Here is an 18018-nt window from a genome sequence, read left to right on the forward strand (position 1 = left end):
TGTCCTTCGAAAAACCGATTGTAACGCATGACACAAAGTGTCATTAGGTGTATCGTGTGTCATTCGTGATCGGGGAAACGGCCGCGGACGGCGCGGCAGACCCGGTTCATTCAGGAGGCGAACATGGCGGAAACGCTGAATTTGACGAAGGAAGCGCTGGTCGCGCTGGCAGAGCGGCGTCTGGAAAACGAGGTGGGGGACAGCGGCTGGTCCGCGCGGCAAAAGCTTGCGCTGACGTGCCGGATTTTGTTCGACGCCGGCCACGACTCCGGCCTGGCCGGGCAGATCACCTGCCGTGCGGACGCGGCCGGCACGTACTACACGCAGCGGCTCGGGCTCGGCTTCGACGAGATCTCGGCCGCGAACCTGCTGCGCGTCAACGAGGATCTCGACGTCGTCGACGGCAAAGGCATTCCGAACCCGGCCAACCGGTTCCATACGTGGATTTATCGCGAGCGGCCGGACGTGAACTGCATCATCCATACGCATCCGGCGCATGTCGCGGCGCTGTCGATGCTCGAACAGCCGCTCGTCGTGTCGCATATGGATACCTGCCCGCTGTACGACGACTGTGCGTTCCTGAAGGACTGGCCGGGCGTGCCGGTCGGCAACGAGGAGGGCGAGATCATCTCGAAGGCGCTCGGCAGCAAGCGCGCGATCCTGCTGTCGCATCACGGCCAGCTCGTGGTCGGCAAGACGATCGAGGAAGCGTGCATTCTCGCGCTGTTGATCGAACGCGCCGCGAAGCTTCAGCTGCTCGCGATGTCGGCCGGCGAGATCAAACCGGTGCCGCCCGCGCTGGCGCGCGAAGCGCACGACTGGATCTCGAAGCCGAAGCGCGATGCGGTGACGTTCGACTACTACGCGCGCCGCGCGTTGCGTACGCATCAGGATTGCGTCGCGTAAGCGAGTGCGCCGTTGCGATCTTTTTAGTCAATCATTGAGGAATACAAATCGTGTCCATCCTGTTGAAAGGCATCGTTGCCTACCCGGTCACGCCGTTCTCCGTCGACGGCGACGTCGACCTGACAGCGCTCGATGCGCTGATCGGACGCCTGATCGCCGACGGCGTTCACGCGATCGCGCCGCTGGGCAGTACCGGCGAAAGCGCGTACCTGTCCGACGCCGAATGGGAGGCCGTCGCTACCGCGTCGATTCGCGCGGTGCGCCGGCGCGTGCCGACCGTCGTCGGAATTTCGGATCTCACCACGGCGGGCGCGGTGCGCCGCGCCCGCTTTGCCGAGCAGGCCGGCGCCGATGCGGTGATGGTGCTGCCGGTGTCGTACTGGAAGCTCGGCAACGACGAGATCGTCGCGCACTATCGCGCGATCGGTGACGCGATCGGCATCCCGATCATGCTGTACAACAACCCGGCGACGAGCGGCGTCGACATGTCGCCCGAGCTGATCACGACGATCTGCCGGACCGTCGACAACGTGACGATGGTGAAGGAAAGCACCGGCGACATCGGCCGGATGCACCGGCTCGCGCAATTGAGCGACGGCGCGATCCCGTTCTACAACGGCAGCAATCCGATGGCGCTCGCCGCGCTGGCCGCCGGCGCGGCCGGATGGTGCACGGCCGCGCCGAACCTGAATGCCGCGTTGCCGCTCGCGTTGTTCGACGCGATGCGCACGGGCGACCTCGCGCGCGCCCGATCGGCCTTTCACGCGCAGTTGCCGTTGCTGCAGTTCGTCGTCAACGGCGGGTTGCCGGTGACCGTGAAGGCCGGGCTGAGGCTGCGCGGTTTCGACGCCGGCGAACCGCGGCGGCCGCTGCTGCCGCTCGGCGACGCACGCATGCGCGAACTCGAGCGGTTGCTCGCGGCGCTGCCGGACGGTGTGGCGGCATGAGCGGCGACGCACGGCCGGCGATCGCGGTCGCCATCGGCGCGGTGTGGATCGGCGTGAGCCGGCCGCTCGCCGGCACGTCGCACGCGAGTGCGATCGACAAGCAGCCGGTGGACGCGCGCCTGTGGCTGGGCGCGCTCGGCTTTGCCGGCGACGAGCAGGCCAATGCGCGGCATCACGGCGGCCCCGACAAGGCCGTTCACCACTATGCGTACGATCACTATCCGTGGTGGGCCGGGCAGATCGGCGCGCGCGACGTGCTCGCCCGGCCGGGTGCATTCGGCGAGAACCTGTCGACGCGCGGCATCACCGAGCACGACGTGTGCCTCGGCGACGTGTTCACGCTGGGCGGCGCGGTGCTCCAGGTGTCGCAGTCGCGGCAGCCGTGCTGGAAGCTCAACGCGCGCTTCGACCATCCGCGGATGGCGGCGCTCGTGCAGCACAGCGGCCGGACCGGCTGGTACTACCGCGTGCTGCAGGAAGGCTGGGTGGCGGCGGGCGATATGCTGGCGCTGCATGCGCGCCGCTACCCGGAATGGCCGCTGTCGACGGTGCTCGACGTGCTGTATCGACGCACGCTCGACATGGCCGCGCTCGAGGCGCTGTGCGACGTGCCGCTGCTGCCGCCCGGCTGGCGCAAGATGCTCAAAAAACGCCGGACCGAGCGGCAGGTCGAAGACTGGACGAAGCGGCTCGAAGGATGACGGGCCGTGTCCGGCGCTTACTTCGTCGGCAGGTTGCGCACGTCGGCCGTCGGCTCGGTACCGAATGCATCGCTCAGCGCATAGCCGATCAGTTGCCGGGCGGTCGCCTCGGGCGTGGCGAGCGCGCCGCTCGACTTCAACTGGTCGAATTTCTCGCGCATCGGGAAGTTGTCTTCGCCGGTTGCGCGGATCGTGGCCTGCATGCCCGTATCGACGACGCCCGGTGCGACGCTGCAGATCCGCAGCGCGCCGTTCGCGTCGAGCGCGACGGCGCGCGCATGATGATCGAGCGCGGCCTTGGTCGCGCAGTAGACGCTCCAGCCGGCATACGCATTGCGGGCCGCACCGCTCGACAGGTGCACGATCCGGCATTCGGTCGCGGCCGAGGCGGCTTGCGCGAGCGCGGCCGACAGCATCAGCGGCGCGGCGACGTTCAGGCCGACCGCGCGGGCGACGATCGCCGGGTCCTGCGCGGCGAGCGGGCCGATCGGATCGACGATGCCCGCGTTGTTGAACAGCAGCACGAGTGACGCGCCGTCGACGAAGCGGCGCAGCGTGTCGCCGGCCAGCCAGCTCGCAATGGTCTTCGAGTCCGACAGGTCGAGTTCGACCTCGGTAAAGCGCTCGCCGGCCTGCGACGCGAGCGACGGATGACGGCTGCGCGACACGCCGAGCACGGCGATGCCTTCCTGCAGCAATTGTTCGGCGAGCGCCGCGCCGACGCCGCGGGTGTGTCCGGTGACGATGGCGCGCACGGGTGCGGAAGAAGATGCAGTCATGGTGGTGAACGGGTGAGGGGGTGAACGGATTTGACGAGCGGCGCGCAGGCACGGCGGCAGCGCATTCAACGCGGGGCGATGCGTGGTATCGGCGTGCGGAGACGATCGCGCGGCGCCGTTGATATCGGGATAAAGGTATATCGTAGCGCCGGCATGTGCATCGCGCAAACGCCGGGGATTGCGTGGAGGCCGAATCCCCGGCGCTGCGCGCATGCATCGTCGCGTTGCCCCACGTGCGATCGGTACGCCGCTACGTCGGACGAAAGCCCGCTGCGGCACGTGCGCACGCTGGTGTGGCGAGCGGCGCCGGGCCGCGTGTCGCGAGCTATCATATGGCTCGCCCGTACGCGATGCCGTACGGGCCGCGATCGTTTCCCTTCACCTGCTGCACGCTGCGACGCCACTCATGAACACCACGCCGGATACGCCCACGCCCCGCGCCCTTCGCGAACTCACGCCTCTCGAGGCCCGCATTCTCGGCGTGCTCGTCGAGAAACAGCACACGGTGCCGGATACCTACCCGCTGTCGCTGAACGCGCTGACCGCGGGCTGCAACCAGAAAACCGCGCGCTCGCCGGTGATGAACGTCAGCGAGGACGAAGTCACGACCGCGCTCGACGAGCTGAAGCGCCTGAGCCTCGTGATGGAGGGCAGCAGCAGCCGCGTGCCGCGTTTCGAGCACAACATGAACCGCGTGCTCGGCATCCCGAGCCAGGCGATCGCGCTGCTGACGATCCTGCTGCTGCGCGGCCCGCAGACGGCCGCCGAGCTGCGCCTGAACAGCGCACGCCTGCACGGCTTCGCGGATATCTCGTCGGTCGAGGCGTTCCTCGACGAACTCGCGGCGCGCGCGCAGCCGCTCGTCGTCCGGCTGCCGCGTGCGCCGGGTGCGCGCGAGAACCGCTGGATGCACCTGATGTGCGGCGAAGTGAACATGGCCGATTTCGCGAGCGCGGATGCCGGCGGCGGCGCGGATTCGGTGCCGCCTTCCGAATTCGAAGCGCTGAAGGCCGAACAGAAACGCCTCGCTGACGAAGTGGCGCGCCTGAATGCGCTGGTTCAGCGGATGGCGAGCGAACTCGGCATCGACGTCGACGCACCGGGCGACGCGGGCTGATCGCGTCCTGATGCGATGACGGCGGTGCGCGCGTACCGCCGTGTTACTTCAGCTCGACGCCGGGGACGAGGTGCCACGCACGCGCTTCGGATCAACCGGCGCATCACGGCGGCAACCGAATGGTTTTCATGACGGTGCGGGAACGATGAAGACGCATATCAACCAACACTGATCCGCGTCGCGCCCGCATCGACGAGCCGGAACAGCAGATCCTCGACGGCCGTCTCCGGTGCGGAACCGAGATCCGCATGGATGCGCCAGCCCTGTTCCGTGCGAACCGGTTCCGACAGGTAGTGAACGATGCCGTGCAGTCCATCTTCGGCCGGCGTGTTCTCGTCGTCCGCGTCGAACCACGCGAGGAACCACGTCTTGAACGCGTCGTTTGCGGTGCTTTCGTCGAGGCCATCGGCCTCGACCGCGGCCCAATCCCACACGAACGGCTGGATCGATACGGCCGCCGTTTCGAGTTCGAACGCGAACGGCTCGAAATCCAGCTGCGTGGCCGAATCGACCATCGCGGGCTGGCCGGCCGCCTCGCCTTCGGTCGCGATCGTGTCGGCGCGGCATGGCAGCGCGAGCGGGCCTTCGGTGGCCAGCGTGCCGTCGGCCTGCCGATAGGCCGGCTCGACGACGACGGCCGGTTGCGTGGTCGCTTTCGCGAGCAGGTCGACATAGGGTTGGCGGATGGCGCGGAGCAGTTCGGAGACGGTCATCGTGGCGTGTCGGTTGGGCAGGAAACGATCGGTCACAGGCAAGCGGTGTGCGGAGCGACCGGCGTCGCACGACGGGCCGCTTCGGTACCGGACAACGGTGATCCTACGGTCTTCCCTCCAACGCGAACACTCGGCCGAACGGCCGGGCCGCCGACCTCGCGTGGCAACCGGTTTAGGCGTTTACCTTCAAACAAGCGAAAACGCGTCTCGAACACATTCTCGTTGTGCTTCAATAAATCAGATTTGCAGTTCTACTAAATTACAGAATCGGAACAAACCGGATCATTCATTTACAGGAGACAGTCGATGGCACCGAAACGCTGTTGAAGCGGCAATCGCGATGGTCTGCAACACCGCCGAATTTCCTTCGATGCAAGCAGGTTATCCCAGGGGCCTCCACCCATGTCCTCCAGACGTTTCATGATTGTCGCGGCTGCGGCCGCGGTGTCAGCCATACTCGTCGCCACGGCACCGCCGGCCAGCGCCGCGGCGCCAGCCGTCTCCGATCCGTTCTACACGTACACCGGCACCACGCCGTTGGCATCGGTTCCACCGGGCACCGTGATCAAGACGCGTAACGTCACCTATCACGTGGCCGGCATTCCGACCGCGGTGACCGCGCAGCAATTGCTGTATCGCACCAGCAACGCGCTGAACCAGCCGGTCGTCAACGTGACCTCCGTGATCCGCAGCCCGGTCAGCAACGGCCACGCGATCTCGTACCAGTCGGCCTACGATTCGCTGAACCCGTACGACGAGCCGTCGCAGGTGATCGCCGGCGATCGCGACGTGACCAAGGTCATCAACGTCGGCACGTTGCTGTACAGCGCGGAATCGATTCCGCTGTCGACGCTGCTGCTGCTCGGCTACAACATCATCGTGCCCGATACCGAGGGCCAGACGGCCGATTTCGCGGCTGGCCCCGAATACGGGATGACGACGCTCGATTCGATCCGCGCCGTGCTCAATACGCCGTCGACCGGGCTGAGTCCGTCGAGCAAGGTCGCGATGATCGGCTATTCCGGCGGCGCGATCGCGACGAACTGGGCCGCGCAACTCGCGCCGAGCTACGCGCCCGACGTCAACCGGCAGCTCGTCGGCGCGGCGGAGGGCGGCGTGCTGGTCGACCCGGCGCACAACCTGCGTTATGTCGACGGCAGCATCGTGTGGGGCGGCGTCGCCGCGGCCGCGCTGGCCGGCCTGTCGCGCGGCTATGGTTTCGATCTGGCGCCGTACCTCAGCGAGACGGGCGTCGCCGTGTTCAAGGACATCCAGAGCCAGTCGCTCGCCTACATCCTGCCGAAGTACACGGGCCTGCATTGGGGCACGCTGTTCAAGCCGCAATACGCGAACGACATCAACAGCATTCCGGTGTACGTCACCTATGCGAACAAGGTGAATGCGGGGCTGGCCGCGTCGCCGGCGATCCCGATGTTCATCGGCCAGGGCACCGCGGGCGCGCTGGATGGCACCTTCGGCAGCCAGGTGGGCGACGGCGTGATGCTGGCGTACGACGTGCGCGCGCTGGCGCAGAAATTTTGCGCGAGCGGCACGGCGGTCACGTACACCGAATATCCGCTCGAACACGCGGGCGCGATCGTGCCGTGGGTGGCCGGCATGCTGCCGTGGCTCTACGATCGCTTCAACGGCAAAGCCGCACCGAACAATTGCTGGCTGACGTCGCTGCTGCCGAGCAATTCGCTCGCGCCCGAGACGCGGCACTAGCCACGCCGCGCAATGCGGCAAACGGTCGGGCGACCCCTTTGCGGGTCGCCTTTTTTGCGTCGTTTCGACGTCGGTCGCCTGACTGCGGCGGCCGTCGCCCGCATTCCCCCGCCGTAACCGGCCGCGACCTTCTCCGGGTGCCATAATCGAGCCTGCCCATCATTCCAGACAGACGTCCCCCGGAGAATCACCATGCAGAACCTCGACAATCCTTCCCACGATCGCGAGGTAGGCAGCGCCGACGCGACGCAGGACACCACGCGCATCGACGACGTCCGCATCGGCGCCGTGCGTCCGCTGATTTCGCCCGCGCTGCTGCTCGACGAGCTGCCGGTGCCGGCCGCGACGCAGACGCTCGTCGAGGATACGCGCCGCGCGATCGGCGACATCCTGCACGGCCGCGACGACCGGCTGCTGCTCGTCGTCGGCCCATGCTCGATCCACGATCACGACCAGGCGCTCGATTACGCACGCCGGCTGAAGGTCGCCGCCGACGCGCTGAAGGACGACCTGCTGATCACGATGCGCGTGTACTTCGAGAAGCCGCGCACGACGGTCGGCTGGAAGGGGTACATCAACGATCCGCGCCTCGACGGCAGCTTCCGCATCAACGAAGGGCTGCGCGCCGCACGGCAACTGCTGCTCGACATCAACGCGCTCGGCCTGCCCGCGTCGACCGAATTCCTCGACCTGCTGAGCCCGCAGTACATCGCCGACCTGATCGCGTGGGGCGCGATCGGCGCGCGCACGACCGAGAGCCAGAGCCACCGCCAGCTTGCGTCGGGGCTGAGCTGCCCGATCGGCTTCAAGAACGGCACCGACGGCGGCGTGCAGGTCGCATCGGACGCGATCGTCGCCGCGGCGGCCAGCCATGCGTTCATGGGGATGACGAAGATGGGGATGGCCGCGATCTTCGAGACGCGCGGCAACGACGATGCGCACGTGATCCTGCGCGGCGGCAAGAACGGCCCGAACTACGATGCCGAGCACGTCGAGGCGAGCTGCGCGGTGCTGCGCAAGGCCGGGTTGCGCGAGCAGGTGATGGTCGACTGCTCGCATGCGAACTCGAACAAGTCGCACGAGCGGCAGATCGATGTCGCGCAGGATCTCGCGCGGCAATTGGGGCAGGGCGAGCACCGGATCGTTGGCGTGATGGTGGAAAGCCATCTCGAAGCCGGCAGGCAGGATCTGAAGCCGGGTGTGCCGCTGAAGTACGGTGTGTCGATTACCGATGCGTGCCTGAGCTGGACGCAGACGGAGCCGGTGCTCGATGTGCTGGCGGAGGCGGTGCGGCATCGCCGGGTGTATTCGCGGAATGCGTGATGCCGCGGCGGCGGCACGGCGACCGCCGCGTCGTTCGATGCGCCACGAAGATCGGGTGTCCATCTATGGGGTTGTCCTGATCGACACGCCGCGGCGCGATTTTTCCGCGCCGCGCGCCCCATCCGTCTGCACGATCATTGATCTTGATCCGGCTCGCCCCACCTGCCGCGTTGCACCCTGAGCGCACGATCCGGCGAATGCCGCTACCATGAAGGACGTGTTGCACGCTGCGGCCCGGCCATGCCGGTCCGCCACGCACACACGCAGTGGCGGCGCGGCCGGCCGCCATGCGACCGACGAAGTGCGGGGCGGCCATCCGCGGGGTGCGCACCGATCAGCCGTTGCACCCGCGCCGCTTCGTCCCGGAATCAACAACAACCGAACCGGAGTGCAACACATATGAAGTTCTACAAGACCCTCATCGCAGCAACCGTCCTCGCCTCGAGCGTCAGCGCGCACGCGCAGATCGCGGGCGCTCAGCCGATCAGCGTGACCGTCGAGCAATCGCAGGCGCTGCTCGAAGGCTGGAGCGTGAAGAAGAGCGTGCTCGGCAAGACCGTGTACAACGACGAGAACCAGAAAGTCGGCAAGGTGCGCGACCTGATCGTCGCGCCGGACGGCTCGGTGTCGGCCGCGATCGTGTCGGCCGGCGGTTTCCTCGGCGTGGCCGCGCACGACGTCGCGGTGCCGATCGCGTCGCTCGACGTGCGCAACGGCAACATCTATCTGCCGGGTGCGACCAAGGAAGCGCTGAAGGCCACGCCGGCGTTCCAGTACGCGAAGGTGCCGTCGCCGCCGAAGCCGAAGAAGGTCGACGAAAAGCACTGATCCGTCGTATCGATGCGGCGCCCGTTGCGCGATGCGGCGGGCGCCGCATTTTCATTTCCGCTCAGCGCTTCGACGTTTCGTCCGCCGGCGCCAGCGCCACGACGTGGCTGATCCCCTCGTGCGCCATCTTCGTGTACGGACTGAAACGCTCCGTATTGCGGACGAGCTCCTCCGCCACCGCGCGCTCGACGCCCGGCAGGCGCACCCGAATGTTCGCGTTCAGCATGAACAGCCCGTCCACCGGATCGCGGCAGAAGTCGATCGATGCGGACACCGATGCGCCGGCGATCGACACGCCCGCCCGTGCAGCCAGCAGGCTCAGCGCACCGTGAAAGCATGCCGCATAGCTCGCGGCGAACAGTTGTTCCGGATTGGGGCCGTCGCCGGGGCCGCCGAGCGCCGGCGGCAGGCGCAGCTCGACATCGAGCCGCCCGTCGTCGGAACGCGCGACGCCCGATGCGCGACCGTGCTCGGCCGCACCGCCCGTGACGGTCACCGTCGTCGAGTACAGCGTTTGCGGTTCTCGTCCGCGATACCGGTCGAGCAGCGATAGCGGCGGCGGGCGCAGCGGCGTCATGGTGTGCGATCCGGCTGCAGCGTTCAGCGCGCGAGCGCGTTCTGCCGGCACCACGCGTCGAAGGTCGTCGCGCCGAGCCGCGCACCGGGCGCCGGCACGAGCGTGTCGTCCTGCAGCACCGCGCCGAAGTAGTCGGCGCCCGCATCCCGCGTCACCGTGCGCGCATCGTGGGTCGCCGACAGGAAGCGCTCGACCAGATCGGCGATCCGCACGCGCTCGGGGCCGCCGATTTCGGCGATGCCGTTGCGCGGCGCGTCGAGTGCGAAATCGGTCACCGCGGCTGCGACGTCGTCCGATGCGATCGGCTGGAAATGCGCGGTGGTCAACCGGACCGTGTCGCCTTGCGCGCCCGCCTGCGCGATCGCCCCGACGAATTCGAAGAACTGCGTCGAGCGCACGATCGTGTAAGGCACGCCCGCTTCACGGATCAGATTCTCCTGGATGATCTTGCCGCGGAAATACGCGCTCTGCTGCAGCCGGTCGGTGCCGACCACCGACAGCGCGACGTGATGCCGCACGCCGGCCGTGCGTTCCGCGGCGAACAGGTTGCGCCCCGCCGCCTCGAAGAACGCCTTCACGGCCGCTTCCTCGAACGACGGCGAATTCGCGAGATCGACGACGACCTCCGCGCCGGCGAGCGCGTCGTCGAGCCCCGCACCCGTGATCGTATCGACGCCGGTCGACGGCGCGGCCGCCACCGCGTCGTGGCCGCGTGCGATCAGGTTCCTGACGACCTTGCTGCCGATGAGGCCGGTACCACCAATCACGACGATTTTCACGATTGCTCTCCTTGAACGGGCGCGCGACATGCGCGCCGCTTGAACCTGCCGAAACCAGGGCCCCTCGCATTCGCGCGATCGCGCCGGTCCCTTGCCGAACCGCGCGGCGCCGTGTGCGCGTGCCTGTCGAACAGCCCGCATCGTAGGCATGCGCCGCGCGATCCGGTAGAGGCCGGCAAGCCCTCATCATGTTGTCGCGCATGCATCAATCGATCGTCTCCAGCGGTGCGATCGTCGTCATCGTCGTCGGGCACTGCAGGTCGCGCGCACGCGTCTGCTCGATCATGTAGTCGATGAACACGCGGATGCGCGTGGGCAGGTGCTTGCGGCTCAGGTAGCAGAGATAGTGGCCGCCGTCGTCCGGCGCGTGCTGGCCGAGACAGCTCACCAGCCGGCCGTCGGCGAGCAGGTCGCACACCTGGTACGCGGGTAATTGCGCGATGCCCAGCCCGTCGAGCGCCGCCCGCACGACGAGATCGATGTCGTTGAACGTGTGATGCGCGGCGAGCTGGCGCTGCTGCGTCACCCCGTCGATCCTGAATTCCCATTCCGTCACGCGGCCCGACGCGGTGCACAGGTTGATGCAGCGATGCTGCGCGAGTTCGTCGACGTGGCGCGGCAAGCCGTGCCGGTGCGCGTACGACGGCGACGCGCAGACGATCATCTGCATCGGAATCAGCCGGCGCGCGACGATCGCGCTGTCCTCCATGCGGCCGTCGCGAAACGCGACGTCGATGCGATCGGCGGAGAAATCGGCCGGGCGGTCGTTCAGCAGCAGGTCGAGCGTGATGTCCGGATACTGCGCATGAAAATCGCGCAGCAGCGGCGCGATGACCTTGCGGCCGAAGCCCGGGGTCGAGCCGACGCGCAGGTGTCCGCTCGGCGGCCCGCTGCGCAGCTCGCGCATGTCCTCGAGCGCCTGCGCCAGATGCTCGATGCCGGGCCGGCAGTTTTCGTAGAAGAGCTCGCCTTCGCGCGTCAGCGACATGCTGCGCGTGGTGCGCTGGAACAGGCGGGCGTCGAGCCGGTCCTCGAGCCGTTGCACGTGGCGGCTGACCGACGAGCGGCCGACGCCGAGGCGATCGGCGGCGCGCGCGAAGCTGCCTTCGGTGACGACGGCGAGGAACGTGACCACGCCGGCATAGCAGGTCGAGAAGCTGCGCGCGAACGGGTCGTCGGCGTCGGGGCGGCGGATGGAAGTGTCAGGCATGGAGGCGCTGGAATCGTGGTGTCCGTATGCGACTAGACGTTTCAGCGCTGCCGCCTGTGACACTGCCCGCCGCATTTTTTTCAAAGAGGGTGCGGCGGCGTGCGAGCCGGCTATTTTTCCGGCACGAGCACGGGTGCGCCCTGATCCTTCAACAGCAGCACGATGAACTTCGCGGGCCGGGTGCGGCTCGCGTTGCGTCCGACCGTGTGCAGGTCGTTGGGGCCCTCGTAGAAGGTCTGGCCCGGTGTCAGCGTGACGGGCTTGCCGCCCTTCACCTGCATCACGATCGACCCTTCGACGACATAGACGAACGCGTCGGCGTGGTGGCGGTGCACCGGGTCGACCGCGCCGGGCGGATACTCGACGGAGATCATCTGCGCTTCCTTGCCGGGGTACGCGTCGAGCGGCTTCGTCATCAGCGGCGTGACGATGGCCGACGGCGCCGCGCGAACGGCGCCGGTCGCGACGCCCGCGACGACGAGCGCGGACGCGATCACGTGTTTCATGCGAATCATGGTGGTGGCTTCCTGTAGGCCGCCGGCCGACGGCCGGCAGCGAGAGAGGGCGGCGGGCGGCCGTCAGGCGAGATTGGCCTTGTCGAGGCCGAACGCCTTGTCGGAGGAGCCCGGTACGGTCCGGAACGCGACATTCGCGCGGTTCCAGCCGTTGATCGCCATCACTTCGAACGTCAGGTCCGACAATTCCTTCTCGGAGAGCTGGCCGCGCACGCGGTCGTAGACGTCGTCCGGCACGCCGTGCGCGGGCAGCGTCGTCAGCGCTTCCGTCCAGGCCAACGCGGCCCGCTCGCGCGGCGAGAAGAGCGTCGATTCGCGCCACGTCGCCAGATGATGCAGGCGCAGCTCGCGCTCGCCGTGGATGCGCGCCTCCTTCACGTGCATGTCGACGCAGAACGCGCAGCCGTTGATCTGGGATGCCCGGAGGGACACGAGATCGCGGATCGATTCCTCGATCGCGCTGCTGCGCAGCAGGTTGCTGAGCTCGAGGAATTTCCTGAACAACTCGGGTGACTGTTGAATGTAGTTGATACGCTGCGTCATGATTTCTCCTGGCGACGAAGAGGCTGGCCCGCGCTGCGCGGGTGTCGTGGGCGGCAGGGCGCCGCGCGAAATCATCTTAGGAGGGTGCGCCGGTGTGCGGTAGCCACGCACGGGGACGCATCGTGTTGCGCGCGCTGCACCAATCGGCGCCCGGCGCCCGGCGCCCGGCGACGGGCGCGGGCGGCTCCGGCGCGCGCCGCATGCGTCAGCCGGCGGTGCAGGCGGCCGCGATCCGCGCGAGCTTGTCGGGGTTGCGCTGCACGAGAATCCGGCCGATGCGCGTGCCGTCGGTCTCGAACGACATCGCCGCTTCGAGTTGCCCGTCGATGAAGCGCAGCATCGCCCACTGGCCGTTCAGCACGACCGGCCGCATCTCGACACCGCTGCCGCAGCGCAACCACGTCGCATAGAACAGTTGAGCGATGCGCCGGCCGCCGACCATCGGTTTCGGGAAGCTCTGGACATGGCCGCCGCCGTCGCCGATCAGCATCGCGTCTTCGGCGAGCAGCGCCTGGATCGACGGGAAGTCGCCGTGCGCGAGCGCATGCGTGAACGTCTGCAGCAGCCGGCGATGCGTTTCGTGCGGCACCGCGTGCCGCGGCTGCGTATCGTCGCGCAGCCGCGCCCGGGCCCGGCTGACGAGCTGCCGGCACGCGGCTTCGCTCTTGCCGATCGCGTCGGCGATCCGGTCGTAGTCGAATTCGAAGATTTCATGCAGCAGGAAGGCCGCGCGCGCTTCCGGCGTCAGCCGTTCGAGCAACAGCAGGTACGCGACCGATACGTCGTTCGCGCGCTCCGTCATTTCCTCGGGCGTCGCGGGCGATTCGCCGAGTTCCGGCTCGGGCAGCCAGATACCCGTGTAGTGCTCGCGCCGGAGCTTCGCCGCGCGCAGACGATCGATCGACGTGCGCGTCGTGACCGCGACGAGCCACGCCTCGGCGTTCTCGATGCGCTCGCGCGCCGCGTCGTGCCAGCGCAGCCACACGTCCTGCACGATGTCCTCGGCATCCGCGACGGAGCCGAGCATCCGGTACGCGATCTTCTGCAGGCGCGGGCGCAGCGCGTGGAAGGTTCGTGCGTCGTCGGTCGTCACGGCCACACCCCGCTGAACCCGAACGTCACGGGGCCGCTCAGGAACACGCTGCCGGCGCCGTCCCATTGAACGGTGACGTCGCCGCCGTCGCAGGTCACCCGCACGGTATCGTCGAGCAGCCCGCGCCGGATGCCGTTGACCGCCGCGCCGCATGAACACGAGCCGGAGCCGAGCGGCACGCCGCCGCCGCGTTCCCAGATACGTAGACGGATATGCGTGCGATCGATGACCTGCACGAAATGCACGTTGGTCTTCAGCGGAAACAGCGGATGCGTTTCGATGGTCGGGCCGAGCGTCGCGACGTCGATCGCGCGGAGATCATCGACGAAGAACGTGCAATGCGGATTGCCCATGCTGCATGCGGCCGGCGCACCGGGCAGCGGCAACGCGAGGGTGTCGACGACCTGGGAGACCGGCACGTCCTGCCAGCCGAGCCGCGGCGTGCCCATTTCGACCTTGATCAGCCCGTCCGCATCCTGCGAACAGTGCAGGCGCCCGCGATTCGTGCGCAGCACGACCGACGCCGCGCCGGTTTCCCGCATCAGCTTCCACGCGACGCCGCGCGTTGCGCTGCCGCAGGTATCGAGCGCCGAGCCGTCGGGATTCCGGAACGCGACGCGGGCGGCCGCGTCGTCGCCGTCCGAGATCACCGCGAGCTGGTTGAAGCCGATGCCGCGATGCCGATCGCCCATGCGCCGCACGAGGTCGTCGTCGACGGGATGCGAGCGATCGTGTTCCTGACCGCGCAGGTCGACGATGACGAAGTCATCGCCATTCGCGTTCATCTTCTGAAATGCGATCGGCATGAGGGTTCCGGAATGGAGGCAGGCAAATACTGTACGTGGCTCGCCGGTCGCGGGCAATCGTCGCCCGACGGCGCGCACGCGCCGACGATCTACGTAATTCTACGTATATCGTCATACGTAGTTATCCGCTTGTAAGCGGCCCCCGTCGCGCGGAATACTACGGCCCATCGCCGCGGTCTCCGCGAGGCTGCGGCACGACGCATTGACGTCACGCGGGTTCGGCCCCTCGCCGCATCCACTCAAAAACACATTGGAGACCAGGAGACGCCATGAATCGGGCTTCCAGTACCCTGCTATGGATCGCGGTCGCGCTGCTCGGCGCGTTCGCATTCGGCACCATCGCACTCGCGCACGGCGAGCGCGTCAGTGCCCTCTGGATCGTGATCGCCGCAGTCTGCGTGTATCTGATCGCGTATCGCTTCTACAGCCGTTTCATCGCCAGCAAGGTCATGCAGCTCGACGGGCTGCGGATGACACCGGCCGTCAAGTACAACGACGGCCTCGACTACGTGCCGACCAACAAGTACGTGCTGTTCGGCCATCACTTCGCCGCGATCGCCGGCGCCGGGCCGCTGGTCGGCCCCGTGCTCGCCGCGCAGATGGGCTACACGCCCGGCATGCTGTGGATCCTGGCCGGCGTCGTGTTCGCCGGCGCGGTGCAGGATTTCATCGTGCTGTTCATCTCGACGCGTCGCGACGGCCGTTCGCTCGGCGACCTCGTCAAGATGGAGCTCGGCACGGTGCCCGGCGTGATCGCGCTGTTCGGCGCGTTCCTGATCATGGTGATCATCCTCGCGGTGCTTGCGCTGATCGTCGTGAAGGCGCTGACCAATTCGCCGTGGGGCACGTTCACCGTCGCCGCGACGATTCCGATCGCGCTGTTCATGGGCGTCTATACGCGCTACATCCGTCCGGGCCGCATCGGCGAAGTGTCGATCATCGGCTTCATCGGGCTGATGGCGGCGATCGCGTTCGGCCAGAACGTGGCCGCCTCGCCGACGGTCGCCGCATGGTTCACGTTCAGCGGCACGCAACTCACGTGGATCCTGATCGGCTACGGCTTCGTCGCATCGGTGCTGCCGGTGTGGCTGCTGCTCGCGCCGCGCGACTACCTGTCGACGTTCCTGAAGATCGGCACGATCCTCGGCCTCGCGATCGGCATCCTGGTCGTCGCACCGGAACTGAAGATGCCCGCGCTGACGAAGTTCGTCGACGGCTCGGGCCCGGTGTGGTCGGGCAACCTGTTCCCGTTCCTGTTCATCACGATCGCGTGCGGCGCGGTGTCAGGCTTCCACGCGCTGATCTCCTCGGGCACGACGCCGAAGCTGATCGACAACGAAACCAACGCGCGCTTCATCGGTTACGGCGCGATGCTGATGGAATCGTTCGTCGCGATCATGGCGCTGGTCGCCGCGTGCGTGATCGAACCGGGCATCTACTTCGCGATGAACGCGCCGGCCGCGGTGCTGGGCTCGACGCCGGAAGCGGTCGCGAACACCGTCACGCAATGGGGCTTCGTGCTGACGCCCGACATGCTGACGCAGACGGCCAAGGCCGTCGGCGAAACGACGATCATCGCGCGTGCGGGCGGCGCGCCGACGCTGGCCGTCGGCATGGCGCACATCCTGCACCAAGTGATCGGCGGCGAAGCGATGATGGCGTTCTGGTATCACTTCGCGATCCTGTTCGAGGCGCTGTTCATCCTGACGGCCGTCGACGCGGGCACGCGTGCGGGCCGCTTCATGCTGCAGGATCTGCTCGGCACGTTCCACCCGGCGCTCAAGCGCACCGAGTCGCTGCCCGCGAACCTCGTCGCCACCGCGCTGTGCGTGGCCGCGTGGGGCTACTTCCTGTACCAGGGCGTGGTCGATCCGCTCGGCGGCATCAACACGCTGTGGCCGCTGTTCGGCATCTCGAACCAGATGCTCGCCGCGATCGCGCTGGTGCTCGGCACCGTCGTGCTGTTCAAGATGAAGCGCGAGCGCTATGCGTGGGTCACGATGGTGCCGACCGCATGGCTCTTGATCTGCACGCTGACGGCCGGCTGGCAGAAGATTTTCGACGCGAACCCGAAGGTCAGCTTCCTCGCGCACGCCGCGAAGCTGCAGGCCGCGGTGGACGAGGGCAAGGTGCTCGCGCCGGCGAAGTCGATCGCGCAGATGAAACGGATCATCTTCAACGACTACATCGATGCGGCGCTGGCCGGGCTGTTCATCTTCGTCGTCGTGGCCATCGCGGTGTACGGCGTGATCGCCGTGCTGCGCGCGCGCCGCGAGTCGAAGCCGACCGTGCGCGAGACGCCGTACGAAGCGATGCCGGCCGCGCAGGCGCTCGGCAGCGGACGTTGAGGGGAGGCCGCGATGTTCAGCGATCTTGGCAGCGACCTGCGCAGCGCGGGGCGTTACCTCGGGCAGGCGTTGCGGCTGATGGTCGGCCTGCCCGACTACGACACCTACGTCGCGCACATGCGCGAAACCCATCCGGACCGCGAACCGATGACGTACGAGGAATTCTTCCGCGAGCGTCAGAATGCGCGGTACGGGTCGGGAGCGGGGAAGTGTTGCTGAACCGGGCCGTTGCAATGACCTGACGAATCAGCCCGGTATCGAAACGCAAGCGCCGCGACGGATGTCGCGGCGCTTTTTCTTTGGCGGGCCGGCGGCGCGCATCGCACGGCGCTCGCGTGCCGTTTGCCCGGGCGCAGCACGGCGGCGTCCGGCCGCCGGTATCATTAGGGCACTTTCTTTTCCCGATGGACCGCAGGAGAACACGTCGTGCATGTCGGTGAGCGTTTCAACAGCATTTCCCATCTCGTCGGCGCGGTGCTGTCGGTGGCGGGTCTCGTCGCGCTCGTGACGATGGGCGCGCTCGAAGGCGACCCGTACAAGGTGGTGAGCTTCAGCGTGTACGGCGCGATGCTGATCCTGCTCTACGCGATCTCGACCGCGTATCACAGCGTGCGCAACCCGCGCCTGAAGGCGATCCTGCAGAAATGCGACCATGCGGCGATCTACCTGCTGATCGCCGGCAGCTATACGCCGTTCACGCTGGTCACGCTGCGCGGCCCGTGGGGCTGGTCGCTGTTCGGCGTGAGCTGGGGGCTCGCCGTGTTCGGCATCGTGCAGGAGCTCACGCTCGGGCGCCGCACGCGCCTGCTGTCGATGATCCTGTACGTGCTGATGGGCTGGCTCGCGCTCGTCGCCGTGCGTCCGCTGATCCATGCGCTGCCGCCGATCGGCACCGCGTGGCTCGTGGCCGGCGGCGTGATCTACAGCGCGGGGATCTACTTCTTCATCAACGACGAACGCATTCGCCACGGGCACGGCATCTGGCACCTGTTCGTGCTGGCCGGCAGCCTGTGCCAGTTCGTCAGTGTCGCGATGTATGTCGCGTAAGCGGCATGGGGCGTCGAGCCGGCAGGTAACCCCGGGCGAGCGGTGTGCCCGCCGGGGAAGG

The 18018-nt window shown here is 67.5% G+C and carries 19 protein-coding genes; 10 read left to right on the top strand and 9 right to left on the bottom strand.

Features of this window, described 5'->3' with window-relative positions:
* The first annotated feature begins 123 nt into the window (after positions 1-123).
* The 3 genes from BLS50_RS25525 to BLS50_RS25535 are packed head-to-tail and all read left to right on the top strand — an operon-like array spanning position 124 to position 2554.
* Positions 124-906 (top strand): aldolase, encoded by a 783-nt coding sequence (locus BLS50_RS25525; protein WP_074805017.1) that lies wholly within the window; start codon positions 124-126, stop codon positions 904-906.
* Between the two features lie 50 nt (positions 907-956).
* Positions 957-1853, top strand: coding sequence for a dihydrodipicolinate synthase family protein (locus tag BLS50_RS25530; protein WP_074805021.1), 897 nt, complete (start codon positions 957-959; stop codon positions 1851-1853).
* Positions 1850-2554: an MOSC domain-containing protein gene (locus BLS50_RS25535; RefSeq protein WP_074805025.1), complete on the top strand. Its 705-nt coding sequence runs from the start codon at positions 1850-1852 to the stop codon at positions 2552-2554. The genes BLS50_RS25530 and BLS50_RS25535 overlap by 4 nt, the downstream gene beginning before the upstream one ends.
* 17 nt (positions 2555-2571) lie before the next feature.
* Here the strand turns inward: BLS50_RS25535 and BLS50_RS25540 are convergent, their stop codons facing one another.
* Positions 2572-3333: an SDR family oxidoreductase gene (locus tag BLS50_RS25540; RefSeq protein ID WP_006480265.1), complete on the bottom strand. Its 762-nt coding sequence runs from the start codon at positions 3331-3333 to the stop codon at positions 2572-2574.
* Between the two features lie 406 nt (positions 3334-3739).
* On the opposite strand from BLS50_RS25540, the gene BLS50_RS25545 reads away from it, so the two are divergent.
* Positions 3740-4450 carry a YceH family protein gene (locus tag BLS50_RS25545; RefSeq protein ID WP_053524636.1) on the top strand — a complete coding sequence of 237 codons (711 nt, stop codon included), beginning with the start codon at positions 3740-3742 and terminating at the stop codon, positions 4448-4450.
* A gap of 158 nt (positions 4451-4608) precedes the next feature.
* Here the strand turns inward: BLS50_RS25545 and BLS50_RS25550 are convergent, their stop codons facing one another.
* Positions 4609-5163 (bottom strand): hypothetical protein, encoded by a 555-nt coding sequence (locus tag BLS50_RS25550; protein ID WP_074805028.1) that lies wholly within the window; start codon positions 5161-5163, stop codon positions 4609-4611.
* 402 nt (positions 5164-5565) lie between these two features.
* Between BLS50_RS25550 and BLS50_RS25555 the strand changes: the two genes are divergently transcribed.
* The 3 genes from BLS50_RS25555 to BLS50_RS25565 all read left to right on the top strand — a co-directional run bounded on the left by BLS50_RS25555 (position 5566) and on the right by BLS50_RS25565 (position 9039).
* On the top strand, positions 5566-6888 hold the full coding sequence (locus BLS50_RS25555; RefSeq protein WP_074805031.1) for a lipase family protein: 1323 nt from the start codon (positions 5566-5568) through the stop codon (positions 6886-6888).
* 192 nt (positions 6889-7080) lie between these two features.
* Positions 7081-8211, top strand: a complete 1131-nt coding sequence (locus BLS50_RS25560) for a 3-deoxy-7-phosphoheptulonate synthase (RefSeq protein ID WP_074805035.1) — start codon at positions 7081-7083, stop codon at positions 8209-8211.
* A gap of 399 nt (positions 8212-8610) precedes the next feature.
* On the top strand, positions 8611-9039 hold the full coding sequence (locus tag BLS50_RS25565; RefSeq protein ID WP_006480270.1) for a PRC-barrel domain-containing protein: 429 nt from the start codon (positions 8611-8613) through the stop codon (positions 9037-9039).
* A 61-nt stretch (positions 9040-9100) separates the two neighbouring features.
* On the opposite strand, the gene BLS50_RS25570 is transcribed toward BLS50_RS25565, so the two are convergent.
* The 7 genes from BLS50_RS25570 to dapF form a co-directional block, all read right to left on the bottom strand.
* A complete protein-coding gene (locus tag BLS50_RS25570; protein ID WP_074805038.1) occupies positions 9101-9616 on the bottom strand; it encodes an Ohr family peroxiredoxin in 516 nt (171 codons plus the stop codon).
* A gap of 23 nt (positions 9617-9639) precedes the next feature.
* Positions 9640-10395: an SDR family oxidoreductase gene (locus BLS50_RS25575; protein ID WP_027810646.1), complete on the bottom strand. Its 756-nt coding sequence runs from the start codon at positions 10393-10395 to the stop codon at positions 9640-9642.
* A gap of 205 nt (positions 10396-10600) precedes the next feature.
* Entirely contained in the window at positions 10601-11605 is a 1005-nt protein-coding gene (locus BLS50_RS25585) for a LysR family transcriptional regulator (RefSeq protein ID WP_074805043.1), read from the bottom strand.
* 110 nt (positions 11606-11715) lie between these two features.
* The gene (locus BLS50_RS25590; protein ID WP_074805046.1) at positions 11716-12120 is read right to left on the bottom strand and encodes a cupin domain-containing protein; all 405 of its coding nucleotides are present in this window, start codon (positions 12118-12120) and stop codon (positions 11716-11718) included.
* A gap of 63 nt (positions 12121-12183) precedes the next feature.
* Positions 12184-12663 carry a carboxymuconolactone decarboxylase family protein gene (locus tag BLS50_RS25595; protein ID WP_027806506.1) on the bottom strand — a complete coding sequence of 160 codons (480 nt, stop codon included), beginning with the start codon at positions 12661-12663 and terminating at the stop codon, positions 12184-12186.
* Between the two features lie 205 nt (positions 12664-12868).
* Positions 12869-13756, bottom strand: a complete 888-nt coding sequence (locus BLS50_RS25600) for an RNA polymerase sigma-70 factor (RefSeq protein ID WP_074806710.1) — start codon at positions 13754-13756, stop codon at positions 12869-12871.
* Positions 13753-14562, bottom strand: coding sequence for a diaminopimelate epimerase (gene dapF / locus BLS50_RS25605; RefSeq protein ID WP_074805048.1), 810 nt, complete (start codon positions 14560-14562; stop codon positions 13753-13755). Before dapF ends, BLS50_RS25600 begins: the two co-directional genes overlap by 4 nt.
* 269 nt (positions 14563-14831) lie before the next feature.
* Between dapF and BLS50_RS25610 the strand changes: the two genes are divergently transcribed.
* The 3 genes from BLS50_RS25610 to trhA all read left to right on the top strand — a co-directional run bounded on the left by BLS50_RS25610 (position 14832) and on the right by trhA (position 17957).
* Entirely contained in the window at positions 14832-16910 is a 2079-nt protein-coding gene (locus BLS50_RS25610) for a carbon starvation CstA family protein (protein ID WP_012339209.1), read from the top strand.
* Between the two features lie 12 nt (positions 16911-16922).
* Positions 16923-17129, top strand: coding sequence for a YbdD/YjiX family protein (locus BLS50_RS25615; protein ID WP_006480280.1), 207 nt, complete (start codon positions 16923-16925; stop codon positions 17127-17129).
* 207 nt (positions 17130-17336) lie between these two features.
* Positions 17337-17957 (top strand): PAQR family membrane homeostasis protein TrhA, encoded by a 621-nt coding sequence (gene trhA, locus BLS50_RS25620; RefSeq protein WP_006480281.1) that lies wholly within the window; start codon positions 17337-17339, stop codon positions 17955-17957.
* Positions 17958-18018: the final 61 nt, after the last annotated feature.

It is taken from the genome of Burkholderia orbicola (assembly GCF_900100915.1).
Classification (GTDB): Bacteria; Pseudomonadota; Gammaproteobacteria; order Burkholderiales; family Burkholderiaceae; genus Burkholderia; species Burkholderia orbicola.

What these genes read in the sequence shown, in the direction of transcription:
- BLS50_RS25525 (WP_074805017.1), top strand. Translation starts at nt 124, where the DNA reads ATGGCGGAAACGCTGAATTTGACGAAGGAAGCGCTGGTCGCGCTGGCA.
- BLS50_RS25535 (WP_074805025.1), top strand. Translation starts at nt 1,850, where the DNA reads ATGAGCGGCGACGCACGGCCGGCGATCGCGGTCGCCATCGGCGCGGTG.
- BLS50_RS25540 (WP_006480265.1), bottom strand. Translation starts at nt 3,333, where the DNA reads ATGACTGCATCTTCTTCCGCACCCGTGCGCGCCATCGTCACCGGACAC.
- BLS50_RS25545 (WP_053524636.1), top strand. Translation starts at nt 3,740, where the DNA reads ATGAACACCACGCCGGATACGCCCACGCCCCGCGCCCTTCGCGAACTC.
- BLS50_RS25550 (WP_074805028.1), bottom strand. Translation starts at nt 5,163, where the DNA reads ATGACCGTCTCCGAACTGCTCCGCGCCATCCGCCAACCCTATGTCGAC.
- BLS50_RS25555 (WP_074805031.1), top strand. Translation starts at nt 5,566, where the DNA reads ATGTCCTCCAGACGTTTCATGATTGTCGCGGCTGCGGCCGCGGTGTCA.
- BLS50_RS25560 (WP_074805035.1), top strand. Translation starts at nt 7,081, where the DNA reads ATGCAGAACCTCGACAATCCTTCCCACGATCGCGAGGTAGGCAGCGCC.
- BLS50_RS25565 (WP_006480270.1), top strand. Translation starts at nt 8,611, where the DNA reads ATGAAGTTCTACAAGACCCTCATCGCAGCAACCGTCCTCGCCTCGAGC.
- BLS50_RS25570 (WP_074805038.1), bottom strand. Translation starts at nt 9,616, where the DNA reads ATGACGCCGCTGCGCCCGCCGCCGCTATCGCTGCTCGACCGGTATCGC.
- BLS50_RS25585 (WP_074805043.1), bottom strand. Translation starts at nt 11,605, where the DNA reads ATGCCTGACACTTCCATCCGCCGCCCCGACGCCGACGACCCGTTCGCG.
- BLS50_RS25590 (WP_074805046.1), bottom strand. Translation starts at nt 12,120, where the DNA reads ATGATTCGCATGAAACACGTGATCGCGTCCGCGCTCGTCGTCGCGGGC.
- BLS50_RS25595 (WP_027806506.1), bottom strand. Translation starts at nt 12,663, where the DNA reads ATGACGCAGCGTATCAACTACATTCAACAGTCACCCGAGTTGTTCAGG.
- dapF (WP_074805048.1), bottom strand. Translation starts at nt 14,562, where the DNA reads ATGCCGATCGCATTTCAGAAGATGAACGCGAATGGCGATGACTTCGTC.
- BLS50_RS25610 (WP_012339209.1), top strand. Translation starts at nt 14,832, where the DNA reads ATGAATCGGGCTTCCAGTACCCTGCTATGGATCGCGGTCGCGCTGCTC.
- BLS50_RS25615 (WP_006480280.1), top strand. Translation starts at nt 16,923, where the DNA reads ATGTTCAGCGATCTTGGCAGCGACCTGCGCAGCGCGGGGCGTTACCTC.